The organism is Micromonospora sp. NPDC051006 (assembly GCF_044456245.1).
Classification (GTDB): Bacteria; Actinomycetota; Actinomycetes; order Mycobacteriales; family Micromonosporaceae; genus Micromonospora.
The window spans coordinates 43910-68637 of sequence record NZ_JBITFP010000021.1; the positions used below are offsets into that span (position 1 = coordinate 43910).

The following is a 24728-nucleotide window of genomic DNA, read 5'->3' on the forward strand; positions in this document are numbered from 1 at the left end:
ACTGACGAATTCAGTTGCGGGCCACCGCCCCGCTGCATTTATCTGCGGTCATGCCTTCGGAATCCACCGACTCCTACTTCGTCTGCGCCACCCCGCGCACCGGGAGTTCGCTGCTGCTGGGGCTGCTGGAGTCCAGCGGGGTCGCCGGTCAACCGCAGGCCTACTTCCGCGCACCCGACGAGCCGATGTGGGCCGACCGGTGGCAGCTCGCCCGCACCGCCGAAGGCGGGTTCGACTATGCGGACTACGTCCGGGCCGCACTGGCCACCGGGCGGACCGACAACGGCGTGTTCGGCGCGAAGCTGATGTGGGGCACCCTGGACGAACTCGTCGGCAAGCTCGCGGCGGTCCACCCGCACCTCAGCGGCGACGACCTCGCGCTACTGGAGAAAGCTTTCGGCCGTACCCGCTTCGTCTTCCTGCGCCGCGAGGACCTCGTGGCCCAGGCCGTGTCGTGGCTACGCGCGGAGCAGACCGCCAAGTGGTTCGTCGGTGGCAACGGAGAGATCAGCGGCAGCGCCGGCAACGGGCAGGCGCCCCGGTTCGACGCGGACGGCATCGGTCACTTCATCGAGGTGATCAGCGAGCACAACGCGGCCTGGGAGGCCTGGTTCGCCTCGTGGGGGATCGAGCCGTACGTCGTGCGATACGAGGAACTCGACGCGGACATGCTCACCACGACGCGCCGCGTTGTCGACTTCCTCGGGCTCGACATGCCGGCCGGAAGCACGATCGCCGCCCGACACCAACGCCAGGCCGACGAGCTCAACCAGCAGTGGATCGACCGATACCGACACCAGGAGCCATGACGCCGTGGGAAGCGGATGTCCGCCCCGAGCTTTGGTTGCTACGGTCACCCCCGTGGTCGAGGAGCGGACGCAGGGTTATCTCCGGGCGGTCGATGAGGCACTGCCGGGTTACGTGCGCGGCCTCTACCTCGTCGGGTCGGCCGCGCTCGGCGCCTGGCAGCCCGGGGCCAGCGACGTCGACATGGTGGTCATGACCTCGCGCCCGGCGACAGTCGACGACCTCGCCCAGCTCGCGCGAATCCATGCCGAGATGCCTCGCCAACCCCATCTCGACGGTGTCTATCTGGAGCCCGCGCTGGCGCGGTCATGGCCGAGTGACCGGCGAAGCGTCCCGTTCGTGGTCGACGGCGAGCTCAAGACCGACATGCCCTGCGGTGAACTGACGCCGGTGCTGTGGCTGACCTTGCAGCGATACGGCATCCCGGTCCGTGGCCCGGCTGTCGCGGAGCTGGAGGTACGGGTCGACCCGGAGCAGGTACGCCGCTACAACCTCGACAACCTGCGGGAGTACTGGCAGTCGACAGCGGCGTCGATTCCGTCAGCGCTGGCCGACGTGGCTCCCGACGAGGTCATGGACGGCGCGACGGTGAGCTGGTTCGTGCTCGGGCCCGCGCGGTCGCACTACACGCTGGCCCACGGTGACATCATCTCGAAGGCCACGGCAGGCGACTATCTCGCGCAGTTGTTCCCCGAGTACGCGGATCTCGCGTATCGAGCGGTCCGCTGGCGTGTGGGCGAGGCGGAACGGTTCACCGCCGCAGACCTCGCCGCCGCAGCCGACAGCGTCAACGCGGTCGCCGACGACGCCTGGCGCCGCTTCGCGTCGTCCTGAGAAAGGCAGAAGTTGGCACCGGAGGTTTCGCCGCGCAGGGCCTCGGCAGCCCTTGTCGTCCTGTCCCTCACCGCGTTCGCGTTCATCACGACCGAGCTGCTGCCGATCGGTCTGCTCACCCTCATCGCGCCCGATCTCGACCGCTCACGATCGCAGGTGGGCCTGCTGGTCAGCGGGTACGCCGTGGTGGTCGTGCTGGCATCCGTGCCGCTGGCCCGGTTGACCCAACGGGTTCCCCGCCGTCAACTGCTCGGCGTCACCATGCTCCTGTTCGCCGCCGCGAACGCCGTGGCCGCGTTCGCGTCGACGTACGCCGTGCTGGCCGGCGCCCGTCTCGTCACCGCGCTCACCCAGGCGCTGTTCTGGTCCGTCGTCTCGCCCGCCGTGACCGGCCTCTTTCCGGTCGCGGTACGCGGTCGGGTGGTGGCGCTGTTCTCGACCGGGGCGGCGCTCGCCCCGGTGCTCGGGGTTCCGGCCGGCACCTGGCTCGGGCAGCAGGCCGGCTGGCGGGCCGCGTTCGCGGTCATGGCCGGGATCGGCGTGGTGGCTGCCGCCGTGGTCGTCGTGCTGATCCCGTCCTACTCGCCGGAGTCCGGCGGCGCCGCCCGGGGCACCTCGCCCGACGCGCGGCGCTTCGCGATGCTCCTGATCGCGACCGCCGTCGGCGTCGGCGGCTTCCTGATCCTGCAGACCTACGTCACGCCGCTCCTGCTCGACGTCAGCGGCTTCACCGACGCCGCGCTGGCGCCACTGCTCTTCGTCTCCGGCGCGGCGGGCGTGGTCGGCACGATCATCGTGGCCCGCACCCTCGACACCCACCCGACCGCGTCGCTGCTGACACCGCTGAGCATCGGCACGGCATCCCTGCTCGGCCTGTACGCGCTCGGCGCGCTCCGACCCGCCACGGTTGTCCTGCTCGCCGGCATCGGCATCGCCTACGCGGCGTTCGCCACCGCCGTCCAGAACCGGATGCTGCAGCTCGCCCCCGGCAGCACCGATCTCGCGTCGGCCGGCGTCAGCACCGCCTTCAACGCCGGCATCGCCGCCGGGTCGCTGCTCGGCGGCATCCTGCTGCCCGGCCCGGGGCCGCGGCTGCTGGCGCTGATCGGCGGGCTCCTGACCCTGGCCGCGCTCGCGGTGCTCGCCGTCGACGCGTGGCGGCACCGTGCCGGGATCGCATCCGCCCCCGCGGTGCCGGCGGCCCACCCATCGGAAGCAACGGAGCGGCGAGATGACCAACCCGGCTCACGCAGCCGCACTGGTGGCGTTGGCGAAGCTGTGGAATCAGGGATGTCCGGTCGCCTCACCCGATGACCGCGAGCGCCTCGTCGACATCGGCTTCCACCGCTGGGACAGCTTCCATCGGCGACACCCTCGCATCCGTCGGCCGTCGCACGAGGCCAGGATTCGCGATCTGGTACGTGGGCTGGTCGAGGCGCTCGAGCCCGAACCGCGCTTGGTCGGCCCCCTGGTGAAGGACTACGAGTGCATCGCGGAGGCTCTCGCCGCCGCAGCTTCCCTGCCGCGGGAGCCTTGATCGGCCCGAACCGTCAGTTCGGCAGGACACGCTGAACCGACTGTGATGCCCGAAACGCCTGCGATTCCGTCGGCACCGCCAACCCGCAACACCAGAACGAGATCATCCGCGCGGCGCTCGGGCGCGTGCCTTCCGCCGGTGTTCGCGGATGTTCCGCAGCGTCTTCAGCGCCTTCTTGGCCGCGGTACTGACGTGCGCGCCGGTTCGCACCGTGGCGTGGTCCTCGGCCGCGAGGTGCGTCAACAGTTCCTCGGCTCGATCGTCACCGGTAGCGCCGAGTGCTCGTGCTGCCCAGAAGCGCACTTCCGGGTCGTCGTGTGAGGTCGCCTGGATCAGGCGGTCGAGCGTCTGGGTGCCAGGGCGGGCCAGCGCGGCCGACAGGTAGCCGGCACGCACGGGCCGGCGGGGCGACTCCAGCGCAGTCCACAATTGCTCGATCGCGTCGTCGTCACCGATGTCAGCCAGGGCGTACGCGGCAGCGGCTCTGACGTGCTCGGCTGGGTCGTCGAGCACCTGCGCGAGGGGCGTGATCGTGGTGGGGTCGCGGATCTCTCCCAGAGCTTCGCAGGCGCTCTCGCGGACGAGAGCATCCGGGTGGCGAAGTAGGTCGATCAACACCGGGGCGGCCGCCTGAAGGCGCAGGATCCCGCAGCCGCTCGCGGCCCACGCCTGGCATCCGTACTCCTGGTCGGCAAGCGCGGCAAGGAGCGCTTCGGCCAGCGACTCGTCACCGAACAGCACGAGGAGATTCAAGGCACGGGAGTAGATCTCGGGGTCGAAGTTCCGGTACCCGGTCACGATCTCCTTGAGGACCTGCTTCGAGGCCGCGTCCCCTCTCTCCGCCCCAGCCAAGAGAGCACGCAGTGCGTCCAACCGAACCTCGCGGTCACGGTGAGTCAGCTCCCAGGATCGGTCTGGCATAGAAGACAACCTAGATCAGCGAGAAGGCGGCGGCTGACCGCTCGGACAGGCCGAAGGCCGAGGCAGGACGACAGGTAGGAAGCGTGCCGGGTGGCCGGTGGATCGCCAGCCACCTGCGCATGGCCTGGGGAACGTCGAAGGCCCCGGCCGGGACTCGCGTCCTGACCAGGGCCTTTCGCGTGGAGCGGGTGACGGGAATCGAACCCGCACTGTCAGCTTGGGAAGCTGATGTTCTGCCATTGAACTACACCCGCAAGCGGCACCACTGTACCTGAGTCACCAGCCCCGTGCACCCAGGTACCCCTCGGCGCGAGGCGCGCCGGACGCCCGTTCGGCGGGGCGGGCGGCGGAGGCGGTCGATGACCCGGCCGGGCCGGTCACCGGCACACGGGCAGGAAGAAGTTTCCCCACGACAAGGTATGGGCGTTCTCAAATCTGTCGATCGGTTGTAACGTCGGCCACACGTTTCAGCCACGGCGTGACACACCCCCTGCCACGCCGACAGAAAGAGGTGGGCCCATGGGACTTCGTCCCAACCTGCTGACCCGGCGTGCCGCCGGTGTCGCGTCGACGACCCTCGCGCTGCTGCTCAGCACCGCCGCGGTGGGCGTCGTTCCGGCCGCTTCGGCCTTCGCCGCCGCCCCTGCCGAGACCTGCTCGGAGCCGGCCGACGTCCACTCGGACGCCCGCGTCAAGGCGGGCGGCGCGACCAAGCACGAACCCAACGAGCTGACCGTCAAGCAGGCCCAGGAGCGGGAGGCAGACCTGGCCGCCGCGCTGCGGGAGCGCAGCAACAAGCGGGCCGGCGCCGCCCCGCTGGCCGCCATCACCATCCCGGTCATCGTGCACGTGATCCAGCGGGACAGCACCCGCGCCGGCGGCAACATCCCGGACTCGATGATCAACTCGCAGATCAGCGTGCTGAACCAGGCCTACGCCGGCGGCACCGGTGGCGCGGCGACCGCCTTCGGCTTCCAACTGACGAAGATCAACCGGGTGACCAACCCGGCCTGGTACCCGATCGTCTACGGCTCGTCGGCCGAGCGGCAGATGAAGACCGCGCTGCGCGAAGGCGGCAAGAACACCCTCAACGTCTACCTGGGCGAGCTCAGCGACGACCTGCTGGGCTGGGCGACGTTCCCGCAGCGGAAGCTGAGCAGCACGGACGGCGTGGTCGTGCTGGGCGAGTCGCTGCCCGGCGGGACCTCCACCAACTACAACCAGGGCGACACCGGCACCCACGAGGTCGGCCACTGGCTGAACCTCTACCACACCTTCCAGGGTGGCTGTGGCGGCCAGGGCGACAGCGTCAGCGACACCCCGGCCGAGGCCTCGCCGGCCTACCAGTGCCCGACCGGTCGGGACACCTGCACCGCGACCGGCCTGGATCCGATCACCAACTTCATGGACTACACCTACGACTCGTGCATGTACCAGTTCACCGCTGGGCAGGCGAGCCGGATGCTGACCGCGTGGAACGCCTACCGCGCCGCGTAGCCGCTCCGCGTACCACCGGTGCCGGCCCCGTCGCGACGGGGCCGGCACCGGCTTATTCCTCCCCAGGATGTGCTCAGGCGGCCGAGCGGTGGGCGTCGCATCGGGCGGCGCCGGCCAGCACCGGCGTCGGCGCGGCCGGCCGGTCGGCGGCGTGCGGATCGAGCCAGACCTGGACGGCGGGGCGGCCGAAGCTCTCGGCGGGCCCGCCGGCGCTGCCCGAGTCACGCCGGGCCAGCATCGCCACGTCGACGGTGAACTCGAAGAGCCGCCAGTCGACCTGCGGCGCCGCCCCGGCGCTCGCGGCCAGCCGGGCCACCCGGGCCTGATCGGTGACCGGTCGGGCGTGGCCGGCGACGTAGGCCTCGTCGTCGCTCTCCTCCGGCGGGAACGAGTGCAGCGCGTAGCGCCCGTCGCGCTCGAGGTCGCGCCGTTTGGGCGAGTCGATGACGAAGCAGAAGAGCCCCTCGTCGGTGATCACCGGCGACACCGGGTGCACCCGGGGCCCGCCGTCGGCGCGGACCGTGGCCAGGTAGCCGAAGCCCGGACCGTACTGCTGCAGGAGAACGCGGATCCCGTTGGCGAGGCGGGGCTCGTCAGCGGCGAATTCGGACCAGGAAGCCATGCCGACATTCTATCGAACAAATGTACGAGGAGCGACCGCGACGCGCTGGTCACCGGCACCGGATCCGGCCTTCCTGGCGGGCCTCGCTATGGTGGTCCGATGCTGCTCTCCGACCGCGACCTGGTCACCGAGATCAAGGCCGGCACGCTCGGGTTGGAGCCGTTCGAGCCCACCCTGGTGCAACCGTCGAGCATCGACGTACGCCTCGACCGGCTCTTCCGGGTCTTCAACAACCACCTCTACACCCACATCGATCCGGCGATGCAGCAGGACGACCTGACCTCGGTGGTCGAGGTGCCCGACGGGGAGCCGTTCGTGCTGCACCCGGGGGAGTTCGTGCTCGCCTCGACCCTCGAGGTGATCTCGCTCGGCGAGCAGCTCGCCGGCCGGCTGGAGGGCAAGTCGAGCCTCGGCCGGCTGGGCCTGCTGACCCACTCCACCGCCGGCTTCATCGACCCGGGCTTCTCCGGCCACGTGACGCTGGAGCTGTCCAACGTGGCCAACCTGCCGATCACCCTCTGGCCGGGCATGAAGATCGGGCAGCTCTGCATCTTCCGGCTCTCCTCGCCGGCCGAGCACCCGTACGGCTCGGCCGTCTACGGCTCGCGCTACCAGGGCCAGCGGGGCCCGACCCCGAGCCGCTCCTGGCAGAACTGGCGCGCCTGGCCCACCCGCTGATCCCCGCACGACGAAGGGCCCGCTCCGTTGCCGGAGCGGGCCCTTCTCTCAGGTACGCGGATCAGCCGGGTCGGCCGTAGCTGTGGATCGGGCCGTCGTCGACCTTCTTCATCTTGACCGGTACGCCGGCCTGGGAGGCGTGCACCACCCAACCGCCACCGACGTACATGCCGACGTGGTGGATGTCGCTGTAGTAGAAGACCAGGTCACCGGGGCGCAGGTCGGCTCGGCTGACGTTCTTGGTCACCCGGCTCTGCTGCGCCGCGTTGTGCGGCAGCGAGACCCCGGCCTTCGCCCAGGCGGCGAGCATCAGGCCGGAGCAGTCGTACGAGTTTGGGCCCTCGGCGCCCCAGACGTAGGGCTTGCCGATCTGAGCGCAGGCGAACTTGACCGCGGTGCCGGCGGCCCCACCCGGATAGGTGGCCGGGCAGGGGGCGGGCCGCAGCGAACCGCCGCCGCCGTTGCCGTACACCTTGATCCGGAGCTTCTGCAGCCGGTCGATCTCGGCGTTGATCTGCTTCTTCTTGGCCGCGAGCTGGGCCTCGGTCCGGGTGAGTTGGGCGACCATCTCGTCGAGCGGCGCCTTCTGCCGGGCCAGCTGGTCGCGCAGGTTGGCCACCTGCTGCACGTCCTGCTGCTGGTTGTGGGCGAACCGGTCGAGCAGCTCGAGCTGCCCGACCACCTCGCTCGGGTTCTGGCTGCCGAGCACGGCGTTGATGGTGAGGACGTTCTCGCCCTTGTACGCGCGTACCGCGAGCGCGCTGACCTTGTCCATGGCCTGGTCGACCTGGAGTTGCAGCGGCTTGATCCGGGCACCCAGCGCGTCGGCCTGCTTGCGCTTGGCGGCGAGGTCCTGCCGGGTGGCGTTGTGCCGCTCGATGATGGGTTCGAGCTTGTTCCAGTCCTCGTCGATCTGGCGCTCGATCTCGGCGACCGACGGGTCGGCGTGGGCCGCTTTGGCGCCACCGGTCAGGACGACGGCGACGCCGAGCAGTGCGGCGAGAATGAGGGTGAAGCGGGACCAGCGTGAGCGCGGCGCAACCGTCGCCGGACCGGCTGTCGCCGGCCACTCGGACGGAGGCCGCGGGGCATGGTGGGCCACCGGGCTCCGGACTCCTTCTTCCTGACCGCCTACCGGGTTAGCTGACGGGTTCGGGCGGGAAGGTGGGCGCCCTACCGCAGTGACTGCGGATTCACCCCGGAAACCTGGGTCCCCGGCTCGCTCGCGAGCGACTCGGCGGTGTCGGACCGTTACCGCCCCGGCTGGACGGAACTGTTGGCGGGCCGACGAATGACCAGAGTAGAGATGGTCGTTATCGATCCGCAACCCATGGGGCCGTGACACTCCGTACCCGGGTCGCGGTGGCGCACCCTCGGTCCGTCATGAAGATTTCCTTCCGTGAATGTTGATAGATGGAAAGGTATTGACGCAGTGGTCGCGGCGGGGCCAAGGTGACCCCATCCCTACCCGTCCGACCTGGGGGGTTCGATGCACCGTTCAACCCTGTCGAGGAGCAGACTCGCCCTGCTCACCGCGGCCGTGGTCACGGCCACGACAGCCGTGCCACTCGGTGGCGTCCCGGCCGCGGCCGCGCCGCCCGACGACCGCCAGCAGCAGTACTCCGCCGCGGCGGCGGAGTACGGCGTACCGGAGAACGTCCTGCTCGGCGTCTCGTACCTGGAGTCCCGCTGGGACACCCACGCCGGCACGCCGAGCACCAGCGGCGGCTTCGGGCCGCTGCACCTGACCGACGTCGCGCACGTCACGTCGCAGCCCGCAGGCTTCCACGTCGACGCGCACGAGGACCCGCGCGGTGACGAGTCCCGACCGTTCACCGTCGCCGCACCGGCCGACGCGGCGGCGAGCAGGAACGCCCCGCTCGCCGCCGCGGTGCAGACCCTGCAGGCCGCCGCCGCGCTCACCGGCGCGAACGTCGACGCCCTCCGATCCGATCCGGCCACCAACATCCGCGGCGGTGCCGCGCTGCTCGCCGCGTACCAGCGGGAGCTCGGCGGACCGGTCGGCGCGAGCACCGACCCGGCCGCCTGGTACGGCGCGGTCGCCCGCTACTCGGGCGCCGACACCGAGGAGACCGCCGCGGCCTTCGCCGACGAGGTGTACGACCAGCTCCGCTCCGGCGCGAGCCGCCGCACCGACGACGGGCACCAGGTCACCCTCACCGCCCAGGCGGTCAGCGCCGACCAGTCCGGGCTGCACCGGCTCGGGCTGCGTCGGGCGGAGCGGCCGGACGGGCTGGAGTGCCCGGTCGGCCTCGGCTGCGAGTGGATCCCGGCGCCGTACGAGAAGTACGGCCCGGGCGCCGGCGACTACGGCAACCACGACCTGGGCAACCGTCCGGCGCAGCAGAAGCTGGAGTACATCGTCATCCACGACACCGAGGGCTACTACGGCCCCAGCGTCGGGTTGGTGCAGCAGGCCGACTACCTGGGCTGGCACTACACGCTGCGCTCGGTGGACGGGCACGTCGCCCAGCACATCAAGGCCAAGGACGTCGGCTGGCAGGCCGGCAACTGGTACGTCAACGCGAAGTCCATCGGCATCGAGCACGAGGGCTTCGCCGGGCACGGCACCTGGTACACCGAGGCGATGTACCGCGCCTCGGCGAAGCTCGTGCGGCACCTGGCGCTGCGGTTCAACATCCCGCTGGACCGGCAGCACATCATCGGGCACGACAACGTCCCCGGCACGGTGGCGTCCACCGTCGCCGGGATGCACTGGGACCCGGGCCCCTACTGGGACTGGTCGCACTACTTCGACCTGCTCAGGGCGCCGTTCCGGACCACCGGCACGGCCTGGACCGGCCTGGTCACCATCGACCCGGACGTCACCACCAACCGGCCGGCCTTCATCGGGTGCAACCAGCAGCCGCCCGGCGTGCCGACCCCGCCGCCGCCGGCCGAGCCCTGCCCGCTGCGCGGCTCGTCCGCGGTGGTCCTGCACAGCGCGCCCAGCCACGACGCGCCGCTCGTCAACGACCTCGGTGAGCGGCCGGACGGCACACCGGACACCATGTACATCTCGGACCACGGCGCCCGCGCCTCGGCGGGGCAGACGTACGCGGTGGCCGAGGTGCGCGGCGACTGGACGGCGATCTGGTACCTCGGCCAGAAGGCGTGGTTCCACAACCCCGCCGCGGCGCGGACCGCGAAGTGGGCCACCGGCTTCGTGGTGACTCCCCGGCCGGGGAAGGCGACCGTGCCGGTCTACGGGCGGGCCTACCCGGAGCAGGCGGCCTATCCGGCCGGGGTGCCCTACCAGACGATCTCGCCGTTGCAGTACACCTTCGCCGCCGGGCAGCGGTACGCCCTCGGCGGGATCGTGCCGAGCGAGTACTACCGGGCGGTCACGTTCGACGGGTCGTCGCCCGGCGACTGGACCGTCATCCGCGGTGACCTGCGGTACGCGCAGATCCAGTTCGGCCACCGGGTCATGTACGTCAACCTGGACGACGTGCTGCTGCTCCCGTCACCGCTGGGCGCGCCCCGCTAGCCGTCGGCACGTACGCGAGGGCCCCCGGTCGATTCGACCGGGGGCCCTCGTCGTGGCACGGATGGATCAGCTGGGTCTGCGGAACCCGGCGACCGGCATGTTGTTGATGCTCGCCACCTGGACCGGTTTACCGGCCCGCGGCGCGTGCACCATCTTGTCGTTGCCCAGATAGAGGCCGACATGGTGCAGGTCGCTGAAGAAGAAGACCAGGTCACCGGGGCGCGCCTCGGAGCGCGGGATGGCCTTGCCCTCGTTCCACTGTGCGCCGGTGAAGTGCGTCAGGCTGATCCCGGCGGCCTTGTAGGCGTACTGGGTCAGGCCGGAGCAGTCGAACGAGTTCGGCCCGGTGGCACCCCAGACGTACGGGTCGCCGACCTGCTGACAGGCGGTCTTGATCGCGGTCCGGGCGGCCGCGCTGACCACGCCGTTGACGGTCGGGCACGCCGCCGTCTTGACCGTGGTCACCGGCAGCGTCTTCTCGAGCCGCTTGATCTCGGCGTCGATCTTCTTCTTCTTCGCCGCCAGCTCGTCCTGCTGCTTGACCTGGGTGGCGATCAGCGCGTCGAGCTTCTGCTTCTCCGCGTCGAACTTCGCGCGGACCTTGAGCACCCCCTCGACCTCCTTGCGCTCCTGCTTGGCCAGCCGGTCAAGCATGGTGAGCTGCTCGGTGAGGGTGCTCGGCTTGGCGCTGACCAGCAGCGCGCCGATGTCCTGCGACGGACCGTCGATGTAGTAGCGGGAGGCGAGGTCGCCGACCCGGCTCATGGCCAGCTCGCTCTGCAACGCGAGCGGCTCGATCTTCTTCTCCAGGTCAGCCGACTTCTTCCGGTTGACCTTCAGCTGCGCCCGCACCTTGTTGTACTGCTCGATGGTGGGCTCCAACTGCTCCCACTGCTTGTCGATCTGTGCCTCGATCTCGTCGACCGTGGGCTCCGCATGCGCCGGTGCGGCGAGCATGCCGGCACCGACGGCCGCGGCAGCGACCAGAATGAGCAGGCGGTGGGCGACCCGGCGCAGGCCACCCGGACGGACGGATCGTCCCGGTGCGTGACGATGGGGGGGCATGGTTGCCACCGGCACCGACTCCTTTGCAACCGACCGCCGGGCGCCTCGCAGAGGGGAAGCGGCGAGGCAGACGACCCACAGCGGTCGGTGCCCCACGATAGGGAAGCGCCGGAGCGGAATCAAGGTGAGTCCGCGCGTCGTCACGCTGGCGCAACCGCTTGCACACCAAGGGTGTTGGCGGATCATCCAACGATGGCGGTCAATACGTCGTCGAGCGTCACCACGCCGAGCGGGCGGCGGCCGTCGCTGACCAGCACCATGTGCCGCCGCTCGCGGCGCATCGCGAGCAGCAGGTCGGCGAGCGTACGGTCCGGCGGCACCACCGCCAGCGGCCGGTAGACCTCGATCGGCACCGGGGCCCGGCGGCCCGGTCCGGCGTACCCGAGCACGTCCTTGACGTGCACGAAGCCGAGCACCCGGCGGGTGGCCCGTTCCACCACCGGAAAGCGCGACCGGCCGGTGCCGGTGGCCAGCACCTCCAGCGACGCGGGCGAGACGTCCTCGGCCACCGTCACCACGGTCGACCACGGTTGCAGGGCGTCGGCCGCCGTCCGGCTGTGCAGGGCGAGCGCCCCGGTGATCCGGGCGTGCTCCTCGGCGTCGAGCAGCCCCTCGGTACGCGCCTGGGAGACCAGCCCGGCCAGCTCCTCGGCGGTGAAGACCGTCTTGACCGAGTCGGTCGCCTCGATCCGCCAGAACCGCAACACCTGCCGGGAGGCCCACTTCATGGCCAGCAGCAGCGGTTTGGTCGCCACGCAGAAGGCGAGCATCGCCGGGCCCAGCCAGAGCGCCGACGGCTCCGGCCCGGCCAGGGTGATGTTCTTCGGCACCATCTCGCCGACCACCGTGTGCAGGAAGACCACCACGCCGAGGGCGAGCACGAAGGCCACCGGGTGCACCGCCCGCTCCGGCAGCCCGGCCGCGTGGAACGGCGATTCCAGCAGGTGGGCGAGCGCCGGTTCGGCGATCGCCCCGAGCCCGAGCGAGCAGACCGTGATGCCGAGCTGAGCCCCGGCGATCATCAGCGGGATCTGGTTCATCGCCGAGAGCGCCCAGCGGGCCCGCTGCGAGCTGGCGGCGAGCGGTTCGAGCACCGTACGCCGGGACGCGATGAGCGCGAACTCGCTGCCCACGAAGAACCCGTTGCCGAGCAGCAGCAGCACGGTCAACAGCAGCTCAGCCATCGCCGTCCGGCTCCTCGGGCAGGACCACCCGGACCTGCTCGATCCGGTGCCTCTCCACCTCGACCACGGTGAACTCCCAGCCGCGCGCCTCGACCGTCTCACCGGCCACCGGGATGTGCCCCAGCCGGGCCATCAGGAAGCCGGCCAGCGTCTCGTACGGCCCCTCGGGCAGGCGGAACCCGGTCCGCTCGGCCAGCTCGTCGGAGCGCAGCACACCGTCCACGAGCAGGGTGCGCTCACCGCCCGGCACGGTCAGCTCACCCGGAGCGGCGTCAGCCACCGCGGCCGGGTCGAACTCGTCCGCGATCTCGCCGACCAGCTCCTCCACCAGGTCCTCGACGGTGACCACGCCGTCCGTACCGCCGTACTCGTCGACCACGATGGCCAGGTCGGCGCCGGCGGCCCGCAGCGCGGCCAGCACACCGTCGAGGTCGAGGCTCTCCGGCACGTACACCGGTTCACGGGCCACCGAGCCGACCGTGGTGCCCGCCCGCCGGCCGAGCGGCACGCCGAGCGCGTCCGGCACCCCGGCGACACCGGTGACCAGGTCGAGGGTCTCCTCGTAGACCGGGAAGCGGGTCCGCCCGGTCTGCTGGGAAAGGGCCAGCAGCTCGGCCACGCTGGCGGACGCGCGCAGCGCGACCACGTCGACGCGTGGGGTCATCGCCTCGGCGGCCCGCTTGTCGCCGAACCGGATGGTCCGGCGCAGCAGCATCGCGGTGTCCGGCGGCAGTGCGCCGGCCCGGGCCGAGATGGCCGCGAGCAGGCCCAGCTCCTCCGGTGACCGGGCGCTCGCCAACTCCTCCTGCGGCTCCACGCCGAGCGCCCGGACCAGCCGGTTCGCCGACCCGTTGAGCCCCCGGATCAGCCAGCCGAAGGTCCGGGAGAAGCCGCGCATCGGGCCGGCGGTGGCCAGCGCGGTCGGCATCGGCCGGGCCAGCGCGAGGTTCTTCGGGACCAGCTCGCCGAAGAGCATGGAGATCAGGGTGGCCAGCGCGAGGGCGAGGAAGGGGGTGAACCGCTCGGTGGCGTCCCCGGCGAGGGGACGCAGCACCGGGGTGAAGATCCGGGCCAGGGCGGGCTCGGCCAGGTAGCCGGTGAGCAGCGCGGTGATGGTGATGCCGAGCTGCGCGCCGGAGAGCTGGAAGGAGAGTTCGCGCAACGCCCGGCGGACACCCGCAGCCGGGGCGTCGCCGGCCTCGGCCCGCCGGTCGATCTCGGCCCGGTCGACGGTGACCAGCGCGAACTCGGCCGCGACGAAGAACGCGTTGCCGGCGGTCAGCGCGGCGAAGCCGACCAGGGGCAGCAGCGTGATCAATAGCAGGCCGTCGATGATCGCCTCACCTCGGGCGCGATTGTTCCACGGCGGCCCCAGGGGTACGAGTGCCCACACCGCCGGTTCCGCACGGCCGGATGCTCTTGCCGGCGGCGGTTACCGTCGTGATCATGTCGGACCTCACCCTGGCGGACGAACTGGCCCTGCTCAGCTATGACGACGGGGGCGTCAACCAGCTCGGCGCGCTGCACCTCGGCTATGGGCTGGCCGGCGCGCTGCTGCTCGAACTCGCGCTCGCCGGCCGGCTGTCGGTCACCGACGAGCGGCTTACCGCGATCGGCGCGGACCCGCTGGGCGTACCGCTGCTGGACGAGGCCCTCGCCCGGATCGCGGCGGACGACGAGCGGCGTCGGCCGAAGGACTGGATCAGCCGGCTCGCCAGGGACCTGCCGGACCGGGTGCTCGACGGTCTGGTCGGCGCCGGTGTGCTGCGCCGCGAGTCCGACCGGGTGCTCTGGGTCTTTCCGCGTACCCGCTATCCCTCGCCGAGCGGCACGGAGCCGGCGGTGGAGACGCTGGCCCGGCAGCGCATGGTCGCCGCGGTCGCGACTGACGGACCGGTCGAGCCCCGGACCGCCGCACTGGTCAGCCTGGCCCGGGCCGTCGGCTTGGACCGCAAGGTCTTCCACGAGCTGCCGAAGGACCGGGTCAAGCGCCGGGTGGCGGAAATTTCCGAGGGCAGTTGGGCGTCCGACGCGACGACGCGGGCGATCCTGGACACCCAGGCGGTGCTGATCGCCGCCACCACCGCCGTCACCACGGCCGCGATCGTGACCACCGCCGTCTCCTGACCCTGGAAGACGCGGACGGCGGTGGCACCGGGTGCCACCGCCGTCGTGCGTCGATTCCGGGGGTACGCGGGTCAACCGGCGACCGGCTCGGCCTTCTTGTCCCCTTGCGCCTGCTCCGGCTTGACCGAGCGGAGCAGCACGCTGGCCACGTCGATCACCTCGACCTGCTCGCCGGCGCCCTTTCCGTTGACCCCGTCGCTGAGCATCGTCGAGCAGAACGGGCAGCCGACCGCGACGGTCTTCGCCCCGGTGGCCATGGCCTCCTCGACCCGCTCCACGTTGATCCGCTTGCCGATCTTCTCTTCCATCCACATCCGGGCGCCGCCGGCGCCGCAGCAGAAGGAGCGCTCGCTGTTGCGCGGCATCTCGATCAGGCCACCCGCGCTCTCCTGGCCGTCGCCGCCGGTGATCGCACTGCCGAGCACCTCGCGCGGCGGGGTGAACACCCGGTTGTGCCGACCCAGGTAGCACGGGTCGTGGTAGGTGACGCCGCCGTCGACCGGCTGCACCGGGGTGAGCTTGCCGGTGGCCACCAGGTGCGCCAGCAGCTGGGTGTGGTGCACGACCTCGAACTCGCCGCCGAGCTGGCCGTACTCGTTGCCCAGCGTGTTGAAGCAGTGCGGGCAGGTCGCGACGATCTTGCGCTTGCTCTTCTCCCGGCCCTCGAACGCCTCGTTCAGGGTCTCCACGTTCTGCTGGGCGAGCATCTGGAAGACGAACTCGTTGCCGATCCGGCGGGCCGGGTCGCCCGAGCAGGTCTCGCCCTCGCCGAGGATGGCGAAGGAGACGCCCGCCTCGTTGAGCAGCGTTGCCACCGCCCGGGTGGTCTTCTTGGCCCGGTCCTCGAACGCGCCGGCGCAGCCCACCCAGAAGAGGTACTCGAAGTCGTCGACCTCGCCGACCCGGGGCACCTCGAAGTCCAGCCCCTTGGTCCAGTCCTCGCGGGTGTTCTGCGGCGCGCCCCACGGGTTGCCCTTGTTCTCCAGGTTGCGCAGCATCACGCCGGCCTCGGAGGGGAAGCTCGACTCGATCAGCACCTGGTAGCGGCGCATGTCGACGATGTGGTCGACGTGCTCGATGTCGACCGGGCACTGCTCGACACACGCACCGCAGGTGGTGCAGGACCAGAGCACGTCCGGGTCGATGACGCCGCCCTCTTCGGCGGTGCCGATCAGCGGCTTCTCGGCCTCGGCGAGGGCGAGCACGTCGACGTGCGCCAGCTGCGCGGCGGTGGCCTTCTCCTCGCCGGTCAGATCCTTGCCGCCGCCGGCCAGCAGATACGGCGCCTTCGCGTACGCGTGGTCGCGCAGGCTCAGCACCAGCAGCTTCGGCGAGAGCGGCTTGCCGGTGTTCCAGGCCGGGCACTGCGACTGGCAGCGGCCGCACTCGGTGCAGGTGCTGAAGTCGAGCAGACCCTTCCAGCTGAACTGCTCCACCTGGGCGACGCCGAACTGGTCCTTCTCCGGGTCGGCCTCCTCGAAGTCGAGCGGCTTGCCCTCGCTCGTCATCGGCCGCAGCGCGCCGAGACCCGAGCCGGCGGGCTTGGCCGGTTCGCGCTTGAAGAAGATGTTGGGGAACGCCAGGAAGCGGTGCCAGGCGACACCCATGGTGACGTTCAGCGAGATGACGATCAGCCAGGTCATCGAGATTACGATCTTGATGAGCGCGGCGATGCTGGCGCCGTCCTGCCAGTCGGGCAGCACCGCCCCGACGGCGTGGCTGACCGGGGTGGCCCAGACCGGGTACTCGAAGTGGTCGGTGGCGACCTTGAAGCCCCGGATCACGAACCCGAAGATCAGGACCAGCAGCACGATCCACTCGACGAAGTAGCCCTGCCACATCGTCGAGCCGGTGAACCGGGAGCGACCGCCCGGCCGGTTGGGCCGGTTACGCAGCCGGATCGCCATCAGCACCAGGATGCCGACCAGGCCCAGCACGCCGATGACCTCGGTGGCCAGGCCGAAGATCGTCCAGGGCCCGATGATCGGCAGCCCGCCGGTCGGGGTGACGACCTCGAAGTACGCCTCGAGCACCAGCAGCGACAGCACGATGAAGCCGACCATCACGAACCAGTGCGCGGCACCCACGACGCCCCACTTGAACATCCGGGTGTGGCCGGCGGTCTCCACCAGCATGGTCCTGGTGCGGGCGCCCTTGTCGGTGAACCGCTCCGGCGCGGGCTGACCCAGCCGGACGACTGCCACCATCCTCAGGACGGCGCGCACCGCAAGCCCCACCGCCACGGCGGTGATGGCGGCCGCGAGGATCGTGGTGACGATCTGGACGCTGCCCATCGAGTTGGCCTCCCCGGTCTGCTGCCTGTCGAGCGGCTCGGCGACCGGGGCCAGTTCAGGGCGCGGTCGGCGAGCCGCCGCTGCCGCACCCTCGACCGGGCCGGTCGATGACCTCGCTCCGCTCGGTCATGCAGTGCAGCCTACGCGCAAGGTTACCCAGCAGTAACGTGAGCCTTCTCGCACCGGGCCGCGCCGCCCTGCGCACACCATAGGTGGCCCCGCCCTGATCTGCCGGGCAGGGGCGGCGTGGAGTGAGGTAGACCGGCCTCCGGCGCGGCAGCGACGGAGGCCGGCGGGCGCGCGAGAGCCGGGGTCAGCGCCAGCGAGAGAGCAGGATCAGCGAGGAGACCATCGCCCCGAAGCCCACCGCGAGGTTCCAGTAACCCCACGACATGACCGGGTACTCCTGCTCGGAGAGGTAGTAGACCACCAGCCAGCCGATGCCCAGGACGATGAGCGCGACCGCCGTGAGCGGCAACCACACCGGGCTAGGCTTGCGCGTCGACGCCGTCGCCGTCGGGCGCACGTCCGTCGGCGGGGTGTACACCTTCTTCTTGCGGACCTGAGACTTGGGCACGACGCTCTCCAGAGGGGGTTACGACCTCGTCCGGCCTGACAACCGGGCGCGGGGGCGACGGTCCATGGCCAATAATGTTTCGAAAGCTAGCGTAGTCCCGAAGGCCCGCCCAAGCCACGAATGGGGTCAGGCCGGTGCACGGAGTGACCGAAAAAGCGGGAGTTATTCCGGTCACCATGCCGGCCTAGCCGGCGTGGGCCGACGCGAGACGACGGGAAGGAACGCTCGGTGGAGTACACATCCGGCGGCGCATCCTGGCAGAAGGTGCTCCGGCGCGCCGTCGCCGGGCTGCTGCCACGGCGCGGGCGGCAGCGACGACCGGGCTGGTCGATCGGGGTGCCGCTGATCGCCGCCGCGGCCGGGCTGCTCTTCACCACCACCGCGACCACCGCCGGCGGCACCGCCCTGCGTGAGGACCGACGCCCGCAGCTCAACCAGTTGATCGAGGAGCGCCGGCACCAGGTCGCCGACAGCGAGCGGCAGGCCGCGACGCTCCGCGGCGACGTCGAGGAGCGGACCACCGCGCTGGGCGAGCAGGACGGGCCGATCAAGGCCCAGCAGGAGCGGGCGCTCGGCAGCCGGGAGACCGCCGGCTTCACCGCGCTGACCGGCACCGGCGTGACGGTCGAGCTCAACGACGCCGCACCCCGGCGCAGCGACCAGCTACCCGAGGGCGTCAGCAACGACGACCTGGTCGTTCACCAGGGCGACGTACAGGCGGTGGTGAACGCGCTCTGGGCCGGCGGCGCGGAGGCCATGTCAATCATGAACGTCCGCGTGCTCGCCACCAGCGCGGTACGCTGCGTCGGTAACACCCTGCTGTTGCATGGTCGGGTGTACTCCCCCCCGTTCAAGATCGTAGCGATCGGCGATCCCGCTGCCCTCCAGCAGGCCCTCGCCGAATCCGAGGGAGTTCGCTTGTTCAAGGACGTGGTCGATGACTACCAACTCGGCTACCGGGAGACCGTCTCCACCGTGACCGTGCCTGCCTTCGAGGACTCGACCGCCCTGCGCTCGGCGAAGGTGCTCCGGTGAGTGCCGGCGACCGGCCCGACGGGCGGCACCGGGATCAGGCCGACGATCCGACGGCCCTCCTGCCGAAGATCGACCGCACCGAGCCGGCCCCACAGCGACCCGGCCGGGGCGCCTGGCCCGACCCGGTACTGCCGACGCGCCCGCCGACCGCGCAGCCGCCGGCGGCCCCGCAGTCGCCCGCACCGCAACCACCGGCCGCACAGCCGCCGACCGTCGGGCCGTCGGCAGCGGGGGCGACCGCCCGCTCCGGCCCGAACGCGGTGCCGCCCCAGCCGGGCGGGGCCGGAGACGTCGGTCAGCCCGGAAGCCAGGGCTGGTTCGCGCCTGAGTCCGGTCGGCCACCGGCCGCCGCCGAACCGGCCCGCCCGACCACGCCCGCCGGTGGCGCGGGCAGCGCACCGCCTCCGTGGCCCGGCGCCGCCGGGGCCCGAACGACACCGCCGGCCGGTCCCGCCGCCGGCGACGCGCCGGTCCCCGGCGGGCACCCTGGTGCGCCCCACTACTTCTCCGCGCCGGGAGCGGCGGCCGACCCGCGCCATCCCGGCGAGGTTCCGGTGCGGCCCGCTACGCCCGGTGGCCTGCCGAGCCGTCGCCCCGCCACCTCCTCGGCCGACTCCGGCCGGCCAGGTGCGGGCCTGCCGCGGTCCGCGGCACCGGCGGACGAGTCCACCAACCGCGCCGCCCCGGCCGCGCCCCCGGCGAGCCAGACCGACGGGCCCACCGCGTTCATCGCACCGGTCGGCCCGCGAGCCGAGCGCTCTTCCAGCGGGCCGGGTGGCGGTCCCGCCGCTCCGGTCTCCCCGGCCGCCGACCCCGCCGCCACCGCGCTGATCCCGGTCGTGCCCGGCGCCCCGGCGCGACACCCGGCACTCGACTCGACCGCACTGATGGGCGCGGTGCCCAGGACGCCGGAGACCGGCGACGCGGGTGACACCGGCGGCACCGACGCCACCGAGCCGCCTCGGCCCCGGCGGGGTGAGCGGGTGGTCCAGCTGCGCCCGGAGCAGACCGGGGAGGGCTACAAGAGCGTCTACTCCGAGCTGACCCGGCCGTCGCTGGCCTCCCGGGTACGCACCGGCATCCGGGTGTCCGGCGAGGTGCTGATCACCTTCGGCCTGGTGGTGCTGCTCTTCGCCGGCTACGAGGTCTGGGGCAAGTCGGCGATCGTCGACGCTCACCAGAATGATCTCAGTCAGCAGCTGGCCCAGGCGTGGGGCCCGACCGGCGACCCCACCGTCGCCGCACCGGCGACTCCGTCGGCGAAGCCGTCCCCGCCGGTGCACGGCAAGCCGATCGCGGGCCTCTACATCCCGAAACTCGCCAAGAACTGGGTCGTGGTCGAGGGCGTCACCCAGGCCGACATCCGTTACGCCCCGGGCCACTACCCGAAAAGCGCGATGCCGGGCGAGGTGGGCAACTTCTCCGTCGCCGGGCACCGGAACCGGGCCACCTTCTGGCGGCTGGACGAACTCAACAACGGCGACGCGATCGTGGTCGAGAGCAAGACCGACTGGTACGTCTACAAGGTCTCGCAGACCCGGATCGTCAAGCCGACGCAGGTCGAGGTGGTGGCCGCCGTGCCCGGCAAGCCGGGCGTGAAGGCGACCAAGCGGATGCTCACCCTCACCACCTGCAACCCGAAGTTCGACAACTACCAGCGGCTGATCATCCACGCCGAGCTGGACCGGACCCAGCCGAAGTCGGCGGGCCGCCCGGCGGAGCTGGGAGGCTGACCGGCGATGTACTCGTGGATCTGGCGCAAGCTCCCGTTCGGGCTGGTCGGCAAGCTGGGCGGGTCGGTGCTGCTCGCCGCCGCCACCGTCGCGCTGCTCTGGTACGTGGTCTTCCCGTGGGCCGAACCCCTGCTCCCCTTCGACGACGTGCAGGTCAGCCAGGACGCCGACCAGGGCGACCCGGCCGGCGAGATGGTGCCGAGTGACGCGCCGCCCGGCGACGAGCACGACCTGCCGTACGACACCGAGCGGAACAACACCGCGCCCCCGACCCCGGACCGGTGAGCCGATGCGCGTCCTGGTGATCGACAACTACGACTCGTTCGTCTTCAACCTGGTGCAGTACCTGGGTCAGCTCGGCGTCGAGTGCGACGTACGCCGCAACGACGAGATCGACGTCGCCGAGGTGGGCCGGGTCGGCGCGGCCGGCATCCTGCTCTCACCCGGCCCGGGCAGCCCCGATCGCGCCGGCATCTGCCTGGACGTCATCCGTCAGTACGCGGGCGAGCTGCCGATCTTCGGTGTCTGCCTCGGTCACCAGGCCATCGGCGAGGCGTTCGGCGCGACCGTGACCCGGGCTCCCGAGCTGCTGCACGGCAAGACCTCCGAGGTCCGGCACACGTCGACCGGGGTGCTCGCCGGCCTACCGGACCCGTTCACCGCGACCCGCTACCACTCACTCGCCGTGCTGCCCGAGACGCTGCCGGCCGAGCTGGAGGTCACTGGCTGGACCGGCTCCGGGGTGGTGATGGCGATGCGACACCGCACCCTGCCGATCGAGGGCGTCCAGTTCCATCCCGAGTCGGTGCTCACCGAGGGCGGGCACCTGATGCTCGCCAACTGGCTCGCCGACTGTGGCCACCCGGAGGCGCTGGAGCGCGCCCCGGCCCTCGCCGCCGAGGTGGACGCCCGCCGCCGGGCCGCCTTCGCCGACGCCTGACCGCCGCCCCACCGCCGAAACGCCTTCGCCGACGCCTGGCCGCCGGCCGCCCTTGCCGACGCCTGACCGTCGCGCCCGACGCCGGGCCTCTTGCCGACGCCTGACTGTCGCGCTACCGCCGGCGGCCGGTCAGTCGTCGGACCGGATCGGCGGCATGGGGGGAATCGGGAAGCCGCCCCCGGTACCCGGCGTCGTCGGCGTGGTCGTCGGCGTCGGGGTGGGCGTGCCGGTGGTCGGCGGCGTCTCCGGCTCGGGGATGCCGATCTCGATGGTCACCGTCTTGCCCTTGGCGAGATCCTTGCCGGGCTCGGGGTTCTGCCGCTGCACCCGGCCGACCTGGGCCGCGGGCACCTCGTCACCGTCGATGACGCGGACGTCGTAACCGGCCTCCCTCAGCTCCTGCCTGGCGTCCTCCACGGTGGAGTCGATCACCCGGGGCACCTGGTTCACGTTGCCCTTGGAGATGGTCAGGGTGACCGAGGTGCCCTCAGCCACCTCCTTGCCGACCTCGGGGGACGAGGCGAGCACCGTCCCCTCATCCTTCGGGCTGTCCCTCTCCGTCGGCTTGGCGACCTTGAAGCCCTGCCCTTCCAGCGTCTGCTTGGCGGTCTCGAAGTCGAGACCGACCACGGGAGGAATGGCCTTCACGTTGGGACCGCCGCAGACCTGGACGGTCACGGTGCGGCTCGGCTCCAATCGGGTGTTCGGGGCCGGGTCCTGGTTGACGACCTTGCCCTTCTCGCAGGTGGTGCTGAGCACCTGGTCGCCGGCCTGGGCGGCGAGGCCCGCCTTCTGGATCTCGGCGAACGCCTGCTGCTGGGTCAAGCCGGTCACCGTCGGCACGCTCACCTGCTTGTCGCTCTGCTGGTTCCAGAGCAGGGCGGCGACCAGGGCGATCACCGCCAGCACACCGAGCGCAGCGAAGGTGGCGATCAGCCAGGACGACGCCTTGCGGCGGCGCGGGTCACCGACCCGGGCCGGGATCTGCCCGGTGGGCGGCGCACCCGCGCCACCGGCCGGGTAGCCCGCGCCACCGGCGGCCGGGGCCATCGGCATCGTCTCCTGCTCCCGCATCACCGGGGTGGCCAGCACCGGCCGGCCCGCCGCGGCGCGGAGCAGGTCGGCCCGCATCTCGCCGGCGCTCTGGTAGCGGTTGAGCGGGTTCTTGGAGAGCGCCTTGAGCACGATCGCGTCGACCGCGGGATTGACGTCCGGGTTGATGTCGCTCGGCGTCGGCGGCGCCTCCCGTACGTGCTGGTAGGCGACGCTGACCGGGCTGTCGCCGACGAACGGCGGGTGGCCGCAGATCAGTTCGAAGAGCACGCAGCCGGCCGCGTAGACGTCGGAGCGGGCGTCGACCGCCTCGCCCCGGGCCTGCTCGGGCGAGAGGTACTGCGCCGTGCCGATCACCGCGCTGGTCTGCGTCATGGTGGTGGCGCCGCTGGCCAGGGCCCGGGCGATGCCGAAGTCCATCACCTTGACCTGGCCGGTCTGGGTGAGCATGACGTTTCCGGGCTTGATGTCCCGGTGGATGATGCCGTGCCGGTGGCTGAACTCCAGCGCCGCGCACATGTCGGCGCAGATCTCCAGCGCCCGGCGGGGCTGAAGCCGCCCCTCGGCGCCGAGCACCTCCTTGAGGGTCCGCCCGTTGACGAACTCCATCACGATGAACGGCAGCGTCTCGCCGGTCGGCGCGGTCTCCTCGCCGGTGTCGTAGACGGCCACGATCGCCGGGTGGTTCAACGACGCGGCGTTCTGCGCCTCGCGGCGGAACCGCATCTGGAAGGTGGCGTCCCGGGCGAGGTCGGTCCGGAGCATCTTGATCGCGACGTCCCGGCCGAGCCGCAGGTCACGACCGCGGTGCACCTCGGCCATGCCGCCGTAGCCGAGGAGCTCGCCGACCTGGTACCTGCCACCGAGCAGGCGGGCCTGCGCTGTCATCGCGTCTGTCGTCCTTCGCTCGTCGTCGTCTCGCCGCTCGCCGGCCTGAGCCGTTCGTGTCGACGGTACGACGTCTGGGGCAGATCGTCGCGTCCGTCCGGCCGCAGCGCGCCGGACGTCACGGTGCGCGGGCCGAGCGCCCCGGGTTCGCCGGTCTGCGCCTTCCGCAGCTTGTAGGAAATCACGCCGGAGCAGAGCAGGACCAGTACGGCCAGGAGGATGGCGACGAGCACCATCCCGGGGCGGGACCGACCCGGCGCCGGCATCCCGGGGCTGGCCTGCGGGGCGTACGCCGGTGACGGCTCGTGCCGGGTCGGCGCCGACGGCACCGCCGCGGCGCCGCGCGGATAGCCGGCCTGGGCCGCCGGCGGCCGGGACTGGGTCGCGGCCGGGGCGACCACGGTCGGACGCGGCGGCTGCTGGGCCGGGGCCACGGTGGTCGGGCGGGCGGTGCCGGCCGGGCGCGGCGCCGAACCGGCGGCCTGCGGCCGCTGGGCGGTCGCCGGCGGGCGCGGCTGCTGCGGCACCTGGGCGCGGCCGGGTGCGGCCGGCGAGGACGGCGCGCCGGAGACCGGCCGGGCCTGCCCACCGGCGCGGGCCTGCTGGGACAGGACCGCCTTCAACTGGCGGGCCACCCCGGCGAGCGCCGCGGCGCTCGGCCACCTGGCCGCCGGGTCCTTCGCCAGGGCCCGCTCGACCACGGCTCGGACCTGCGGCGGGATGTCCGCCGGCAGCGGCCGGGGCGTCTCCTGGACGTGCCGCATAGCGATCTCGAGGGGATTGTCCCCTTCGAACGGACGGCGGCCGGCGAGGCACTGGTAGGCGACCACGCCGAGCGCGTAGACGTCGGAGGCGGGCGTCGCGACCCCGCCGGTGGCCTGCTCCGGGGAGATGTAGGAGGCGGTGCCGAGCACCGAGCCGGCCGCGGTGAGCTGCCCCACCAGCTCGGAGCGGGCGATGCCGAAGTCGGTGAGCACCAGCGTGCCGTTCGGCCGGACCAGCAGGTTGCCCGGCTTGACGTCGCGGTGCACGATGCCCTTCTCGTGGGCGGCGTGCAGCGCGTCGGCGGCCTGGGCGACCAGGGCCATCGTCCGGGCCGGGGTGAGCCGGCCGACCCGGCTCAGCGTGGCCGACAGGGCGTCGCCCTCGACGTACTCCATCACCAGGAAGGCGATCTGCTGGTCGTTGCCGAAGTCGTAGACGTCGACGACGCCGGGGTGGTTGATGGTGGCCATGGTGCGGGCCTCGCCGCGGAACCGCTCGGCGAAGCCCGGCTCGTCGAGCAACGCCGGGAGCAGGCTCTTCACCGCGACGGTGCGGCCCAGGACCTGGTCGGTGCCGCGCCAGACGTCGCCCATGCCGCCGCTGGCGATCCGCTCGTCGAGGCGGTAGCGGTTGCCGAGCTGGACCCCGGGGCTCAGCATG

At 71.8% G+C, this 24728-nt stretch carries 21 protein-coding genes, 1 tRNA gene and 1 riboswitch; of the genes, 11 read left to right on the forward strand and 11 right to left on the reverse strand.

Going from position 1 to position 24728, the window contains the following annotated elements; translation table 11 throughout:
• Positions 1-50 precede the first annotated feature (50 nt).
• The 3 genes from ACIBBA_RS25750 to ACIBBA_RS25760 are packed head-to-tail and all read left to right on the forward strand — an operon-like array spanning position 51 to position 2955.
• On the forward strand, positions 51-809 hold the full coding sequence (locus ACIBBA_RS25750; protein ID WP_396700503.1) for a Stf0 family sulfotransferase: 759 nt from the start codon (positions 51-53) through the stop codon (positions 807-809).
• Between the two features lie 52 nt (positions 810-861).
• Positions 862-1641, forward strand: a complete 780-nt coding sequence (locus tag ACIBBA_RS25755) for an aminoglycoside adenylyltransferase domain-containing protein (RefSeq protein ID WP_396700504.1) — start codon at positions 862-864, stop codon at positions 1639-1641.
• Positions 1642-1653: 12 nt separating this feature from the next.
• Positions 1654-2955 carry an MFS transporter gene (locus ACIBBA_RS25760; RefSeq protein WP_396700505.1) on the forward strand — a complete coding sequence of 434 codons (1302 nt, stop codon included), beginning with the start codon at positions 1654-1656 and terminating at the stop codon, positions 2953-2955.
• A 325-nt stretch (positions 2956-3280) separates the two neighbouring features.
• On the opposite strand, the gene ACIBBA_RS25765 is transcribed toward ACIBBA_RS25760, so the two are convergent.
• Positions 3281-4051, reverse strand: a complete 771-nt coding sequence (locus ACIBBA_RS25765) for a HEAT repeat domain-containing protein (protein WP_396700506.1) — start codon at positions 4049-4051, stop codon at positions 3281-3283.
• Positions 4052-4279: 228 nt separating this feature from the next.
• Positions 4280-4353, reverse strand: a tRNA-Gly gene (locus ACIBBA_RS25770).
• A gap of 265 nt (positions 4354-4618) precedes the next feature.
• On the opposite strand from ACIBBA_RS25770, the gene ACIBBA_RS25775 reads away from it, so the two are divergent.
• Positions 4619-5596, forward strand: coding sequence for a zinc metalloprotease (locus ACIBBA_RS25775; RefSeq protein ID WP_396700507.1), 978 nt, complete (start codon positions 4619-4621; stop codon positions 5594-5596).
• 73 nt (positions 5597-5669) lie between these two features.
• Here the strand turns inward: ACIBBA_RS25775 and ACIBBA_RS25780 are convergent, their stop codons facing one another.
• On the reverse strand, positions 5670-6218 hold the full coding sequence (locus ACIBBA_RS25780; RefSeq protein WP_396700508.1) for a pyridoxamine 5'-phosphate oxidase family protein: 549 nt from the start codon (positions 6216-6218) through the stop codon (positions 5670-5672).
• 99 nt (positions 6219-6317) lie between these two features.
• On the opposite strand from ACIBBA_RS25780, the gene dcd reads away from it, so the two are divergent.
• Positions 6318-6896 (forward strand): dCTP deaminase, encoded by a 579-nt coding sequence (dcd, locus tag ACIBBA_RS25785; RefSeq protein WP_350868534.1) that lies wholly within the window; start codon positions 6318-6320, stop codon positions 6894-6896.
• Positions 6897-6957: 61 nt separating this feature from the next.
• Here dcd and ACIBBA_RS25790 read toward each other — a convergent pair whose 3' ends face one another.
• Positions 6958-7998: an NlpC/P60 family protein gene (locus tag ACIBBA_RS25790; protein WP_396700509.1), complete on the reverse strand. Its 1041-nt coding sequence runs from the start codon at positions 7996-7998 to the stop codon at positions 6958-6960.
• A gap of 12 nt (positions 7999-8010) precedes the next feature.
• Positions 8011-8146, reverse strand: a riboswitch (cyclic di-AMP (ydaO/yuaA leader).
• A gap of 239 nt (positions 8147-8385) precedes the next feature.
• On the opposite strand from ACIBBA_RS25790, the gene ACIBBA_RS25795 reads away from it, so the two are divergent.
• On the forward strand, positions 8386-10407 hold the full coding sequence (locus tag ACIBBA_RS25795) for an N-acetylmuramoyl-L-alanine amidase (RefSeq protein WP_396700510.1): 2022 nt from the start codon (positions 8386-8388) through the stop codon (positions 10405-10407).
• A gap of 66 nt (positions 10408-10473) precedes the next feature.
• On the opposite strand, the gene ACIBBA_RS25800 is transcribed toward ACIBBA_RS25795, so the two are convergent.
• The 3 genes from ACIBBA_RS25800 to ACIBBA_RS25810 all read right to left on the reverse strand — a co-directional run bounded on the left by ACIBBA_RS25800 (position 10474) and on the right by ACIBBA_RS25810 (position 13962).
• Positions 10474-11487, reverse strand: coding sequence for an NlpC/P60 family protein (locus ACIBBA_RS25800; RefSeq protein WP_396700511.1), 1014 nt, complete (start codon positions 11485-11487; stop codon positions 10474-10476).
• A 167-nt stretch (positions 11488-11654) separates the two neighbouring features.
• Positions 11655-12656: a hemolysin family protein gene (locus tag ACIBBA_RS25805; protein WP_396700512.1), complete on the reverse strand. Its 1002-nt coding sequence runs from the start codon at positions 12654-12656 to the stop codon at positions 11655-11657.
• Positions 12649-13962, reverse strand: a complete 1314-nt coding sequence (locus ACIBBA_RS25810; protein WP_396700573.1) for a hemolysin family protein — start codon at positions 13960-13962, stop codon at positions 12649-12651. Before ACIBBA_RS25810 ends, ACIBBA_RS25805 begins: the two co-directional genes overlap by 8 nt.
• Before the next feature lie 140 nt (positions 13963-14102).
• On the opposite strand from ACIBBA_RS25810, the gene ACIBBA_RS25815 reads away from it, so the two are divergent.
• Positions 14103-14783, forward strand: a complete 681-nt coding sequence (locus ACIBBA_RS25815; protein ID WP_396700513.1) for a GPP34 family phosphoprotein — start codon at positions 14103-14105, stop codon at positions 14781-14783.
• A 71-nt stretch (positions 14784-14854) separates the two neighbouring features.
• Here the strand turns inward: ACIBBA_RS25815 and ACIBBA_RS25820 are convergent, their stop codons facing one another.
• Positions 14855-17077: a (Fe-S)-binding protein gene (locus ACIBBA_RS25820; RefSeq protein WP_396700514.1), complete on the reverse strand. Its 2223-nt coding sequence runs from the start codon at positions 17075-17077 to the stop codon at positions 14855-14857.
• Positions 17078-17390: 313 nt separating this feature from the next.
• A complete protein-coding gene (locus ACIBBA_RS25825) occupies positions 17391-17654 on the reverse strand; it encodes a cell division protein CrgA (protein ID WP_350868547.1) in 264 nt (87 codons plus the stop codon).
• Positions 17655-17882: 228 nt separating this feature from the next.
• Here ACIBBA_RS25825 and ACIBBA_RS25830 point away from each other — a divergent pair, with 228 nt between their 5' ends.
• From ACIBBA_RS25830 to ACIBBA_RS25845, 4 genes are read left to right on the forward strand one after another with little or no spacing between them, the layout of a single operon-like run.
• On the forward strand, positions 17883-18689 hold the full coding sequence (locus tag ACIBBA_RS25830; RefSeq protein ID WP_357046751.1) for a DUF881 domain-containing protein: 807 nt from the start codon (positions 17883-17885) through the stop codon (positions 18687-18689).
• Positions 18686-20422, forward strand: a complete 1737-nt coding sequence (locus ACIBBA_RS25835; RefSeq protein ID WP_396700515.1) for a class E sortase — start codon at positions 18686-18688, stop codon at positions 20420-20422. Before ACIBBA_RS25830 ends, ACIBBA_RS25835 begins: the two co-directional genes overlap by 4 nt.
• 6 nt (positions 20423-20428) lie before the next feature.
• Entirely contained in the window at positions 20429-20707 is a 279-nt protein-coding gene (locus ACIBBA_RS25840) for a hypothetical protein (protein ID WP_396700516.1), read from the forward strand.
• Positions 20708-20711: 4 nt separating this feature from the next.
• Positions 20712-21362 (forward strand): aminodeoxychorismate/anthranilate synthase component II, encoded by a 651-nt coding sequence (locus ACIBBA_RS25845; RefSeq protein WP_396700517.1) that lies wholly within the window; start codon positions 20712-20714, stop codon positions 21360-21362.
• Positions 21363-21491: 129 nt separating this feature from the next.
• On the opposite strand, the gene pknB is transcribed toward ACIBBA_RS25845, so the two are convergent.
• Complete coding sequence (gene pknB, locus ACIBBA_RS25850) at positions 21492-23303, reverse strand: Stk1 family PASTA domain-containing Ser/Thr kinase (RefSeq protein ID WP_396700518.1); 1812 nt, start codon at positions 23301-23303, stop codon at positions 21492-21494.
• Complete coding sequence (locus tag ACIBBA_RS25855; protein ID WP_396700519.1) at positions 23300-24727, reverse strand: protein kinase; 1428 nt, start codon at positions 24725-24727, stop codon at positions 23300-23302. Before ACIBBA_RS25855 ends, pknB begins: the two co-directional genes overlap by 4 nt.
• Position 24728 lies beyond the last annotated feature (1 nt).

Bases quoted from the DNA above. Each gene is read 5' to 3' on its own strand.
- ACIBBA_RS25750 (WP_396700503.1), top strand. From the start codon at position 51: ATGCCTTCGGAATCCACCGACTCCTACTTCGTCTGCGCCACCCCGCGC.
- ACIBBA_RS25775 (WP_396700507.1), top strand. From the start codon at position 4,619: ATGGGACTTCGTCCCAACCTGCTGACCCGGCGTGCCGCCGGTGTCGCG.
- ACIBBA_RS25780 (WP_396700508.1), bottom strand. From the start codon at position 6,218: ATGGCTTCCTGGTCCGAATTCGCCGCTGACGAGCCCCGCCTCGCCAAC.
- dcd (WP_350868534.1), top strand. From the start codon at position 6,318: ATGCTGCTCTCCGACCGCGACCTGGTCACCGAGATCAAGGCCGGCACG.
- ACIBBA_RS25795 (WP_396700510.1), top strand. From the start codon at position 8,386: ATGCACCGTTCAACCCTGTCGAGGAGCAGACTCGCCCTGCTCACCGCG.
- ACIBBA_RS25805 (WP_396700512.1), bottom strand. From the start codon at position 12,656: ATGGCTGAGCTGCTGTTGACCGTGCTGCTGCTGCTCGGCAACGGGTTC.
- ACIBBA_RS25815 (WP_396700513.1), top strand. From the start codon at position 14,103: ATGTCGGACCTCACCCTGGCGGACGAACTGGCCCTGCTCAGCTATGAC.
- ACIBBA_RS25820 (WP_396700514.1), bottom strand. From the start codon at position 17,077: ATGGGCAGCGTCCAGATCGTCACCACGATCCTCGCGGCCGCCATCACC.
- ACIBBA_RS25840 (WP_396700516.1), top strand. From the start codon at position 20,429: ATGTACTCGTGGATCTGGCGCAAGCTCCCGTTCGGGCTGGTCGGCAAG.
- ACIBBA_RS25845 (WP_396700517.1), top strand. From the start codon at position 20,712: ATGCGCGTCCTGGTGATCGACAACTACGACTCGTTCGTCTTCAACCTG.
- pknB (WP_396700518.1), bottom strand. From the start codon at position 23,303: ATGACAGCGCAGGCCCGCCTGCTCGGTGGCAGGTACCAGGTCGGCGAG.
- ACIBBA_RS25855 (WP_396700519.1), bottom strand. From the start codon at position 24,727: ATGCTGAGCCCCGGGGTCCAGCTCGGCAACCGCTACCGCCTCGACGAG.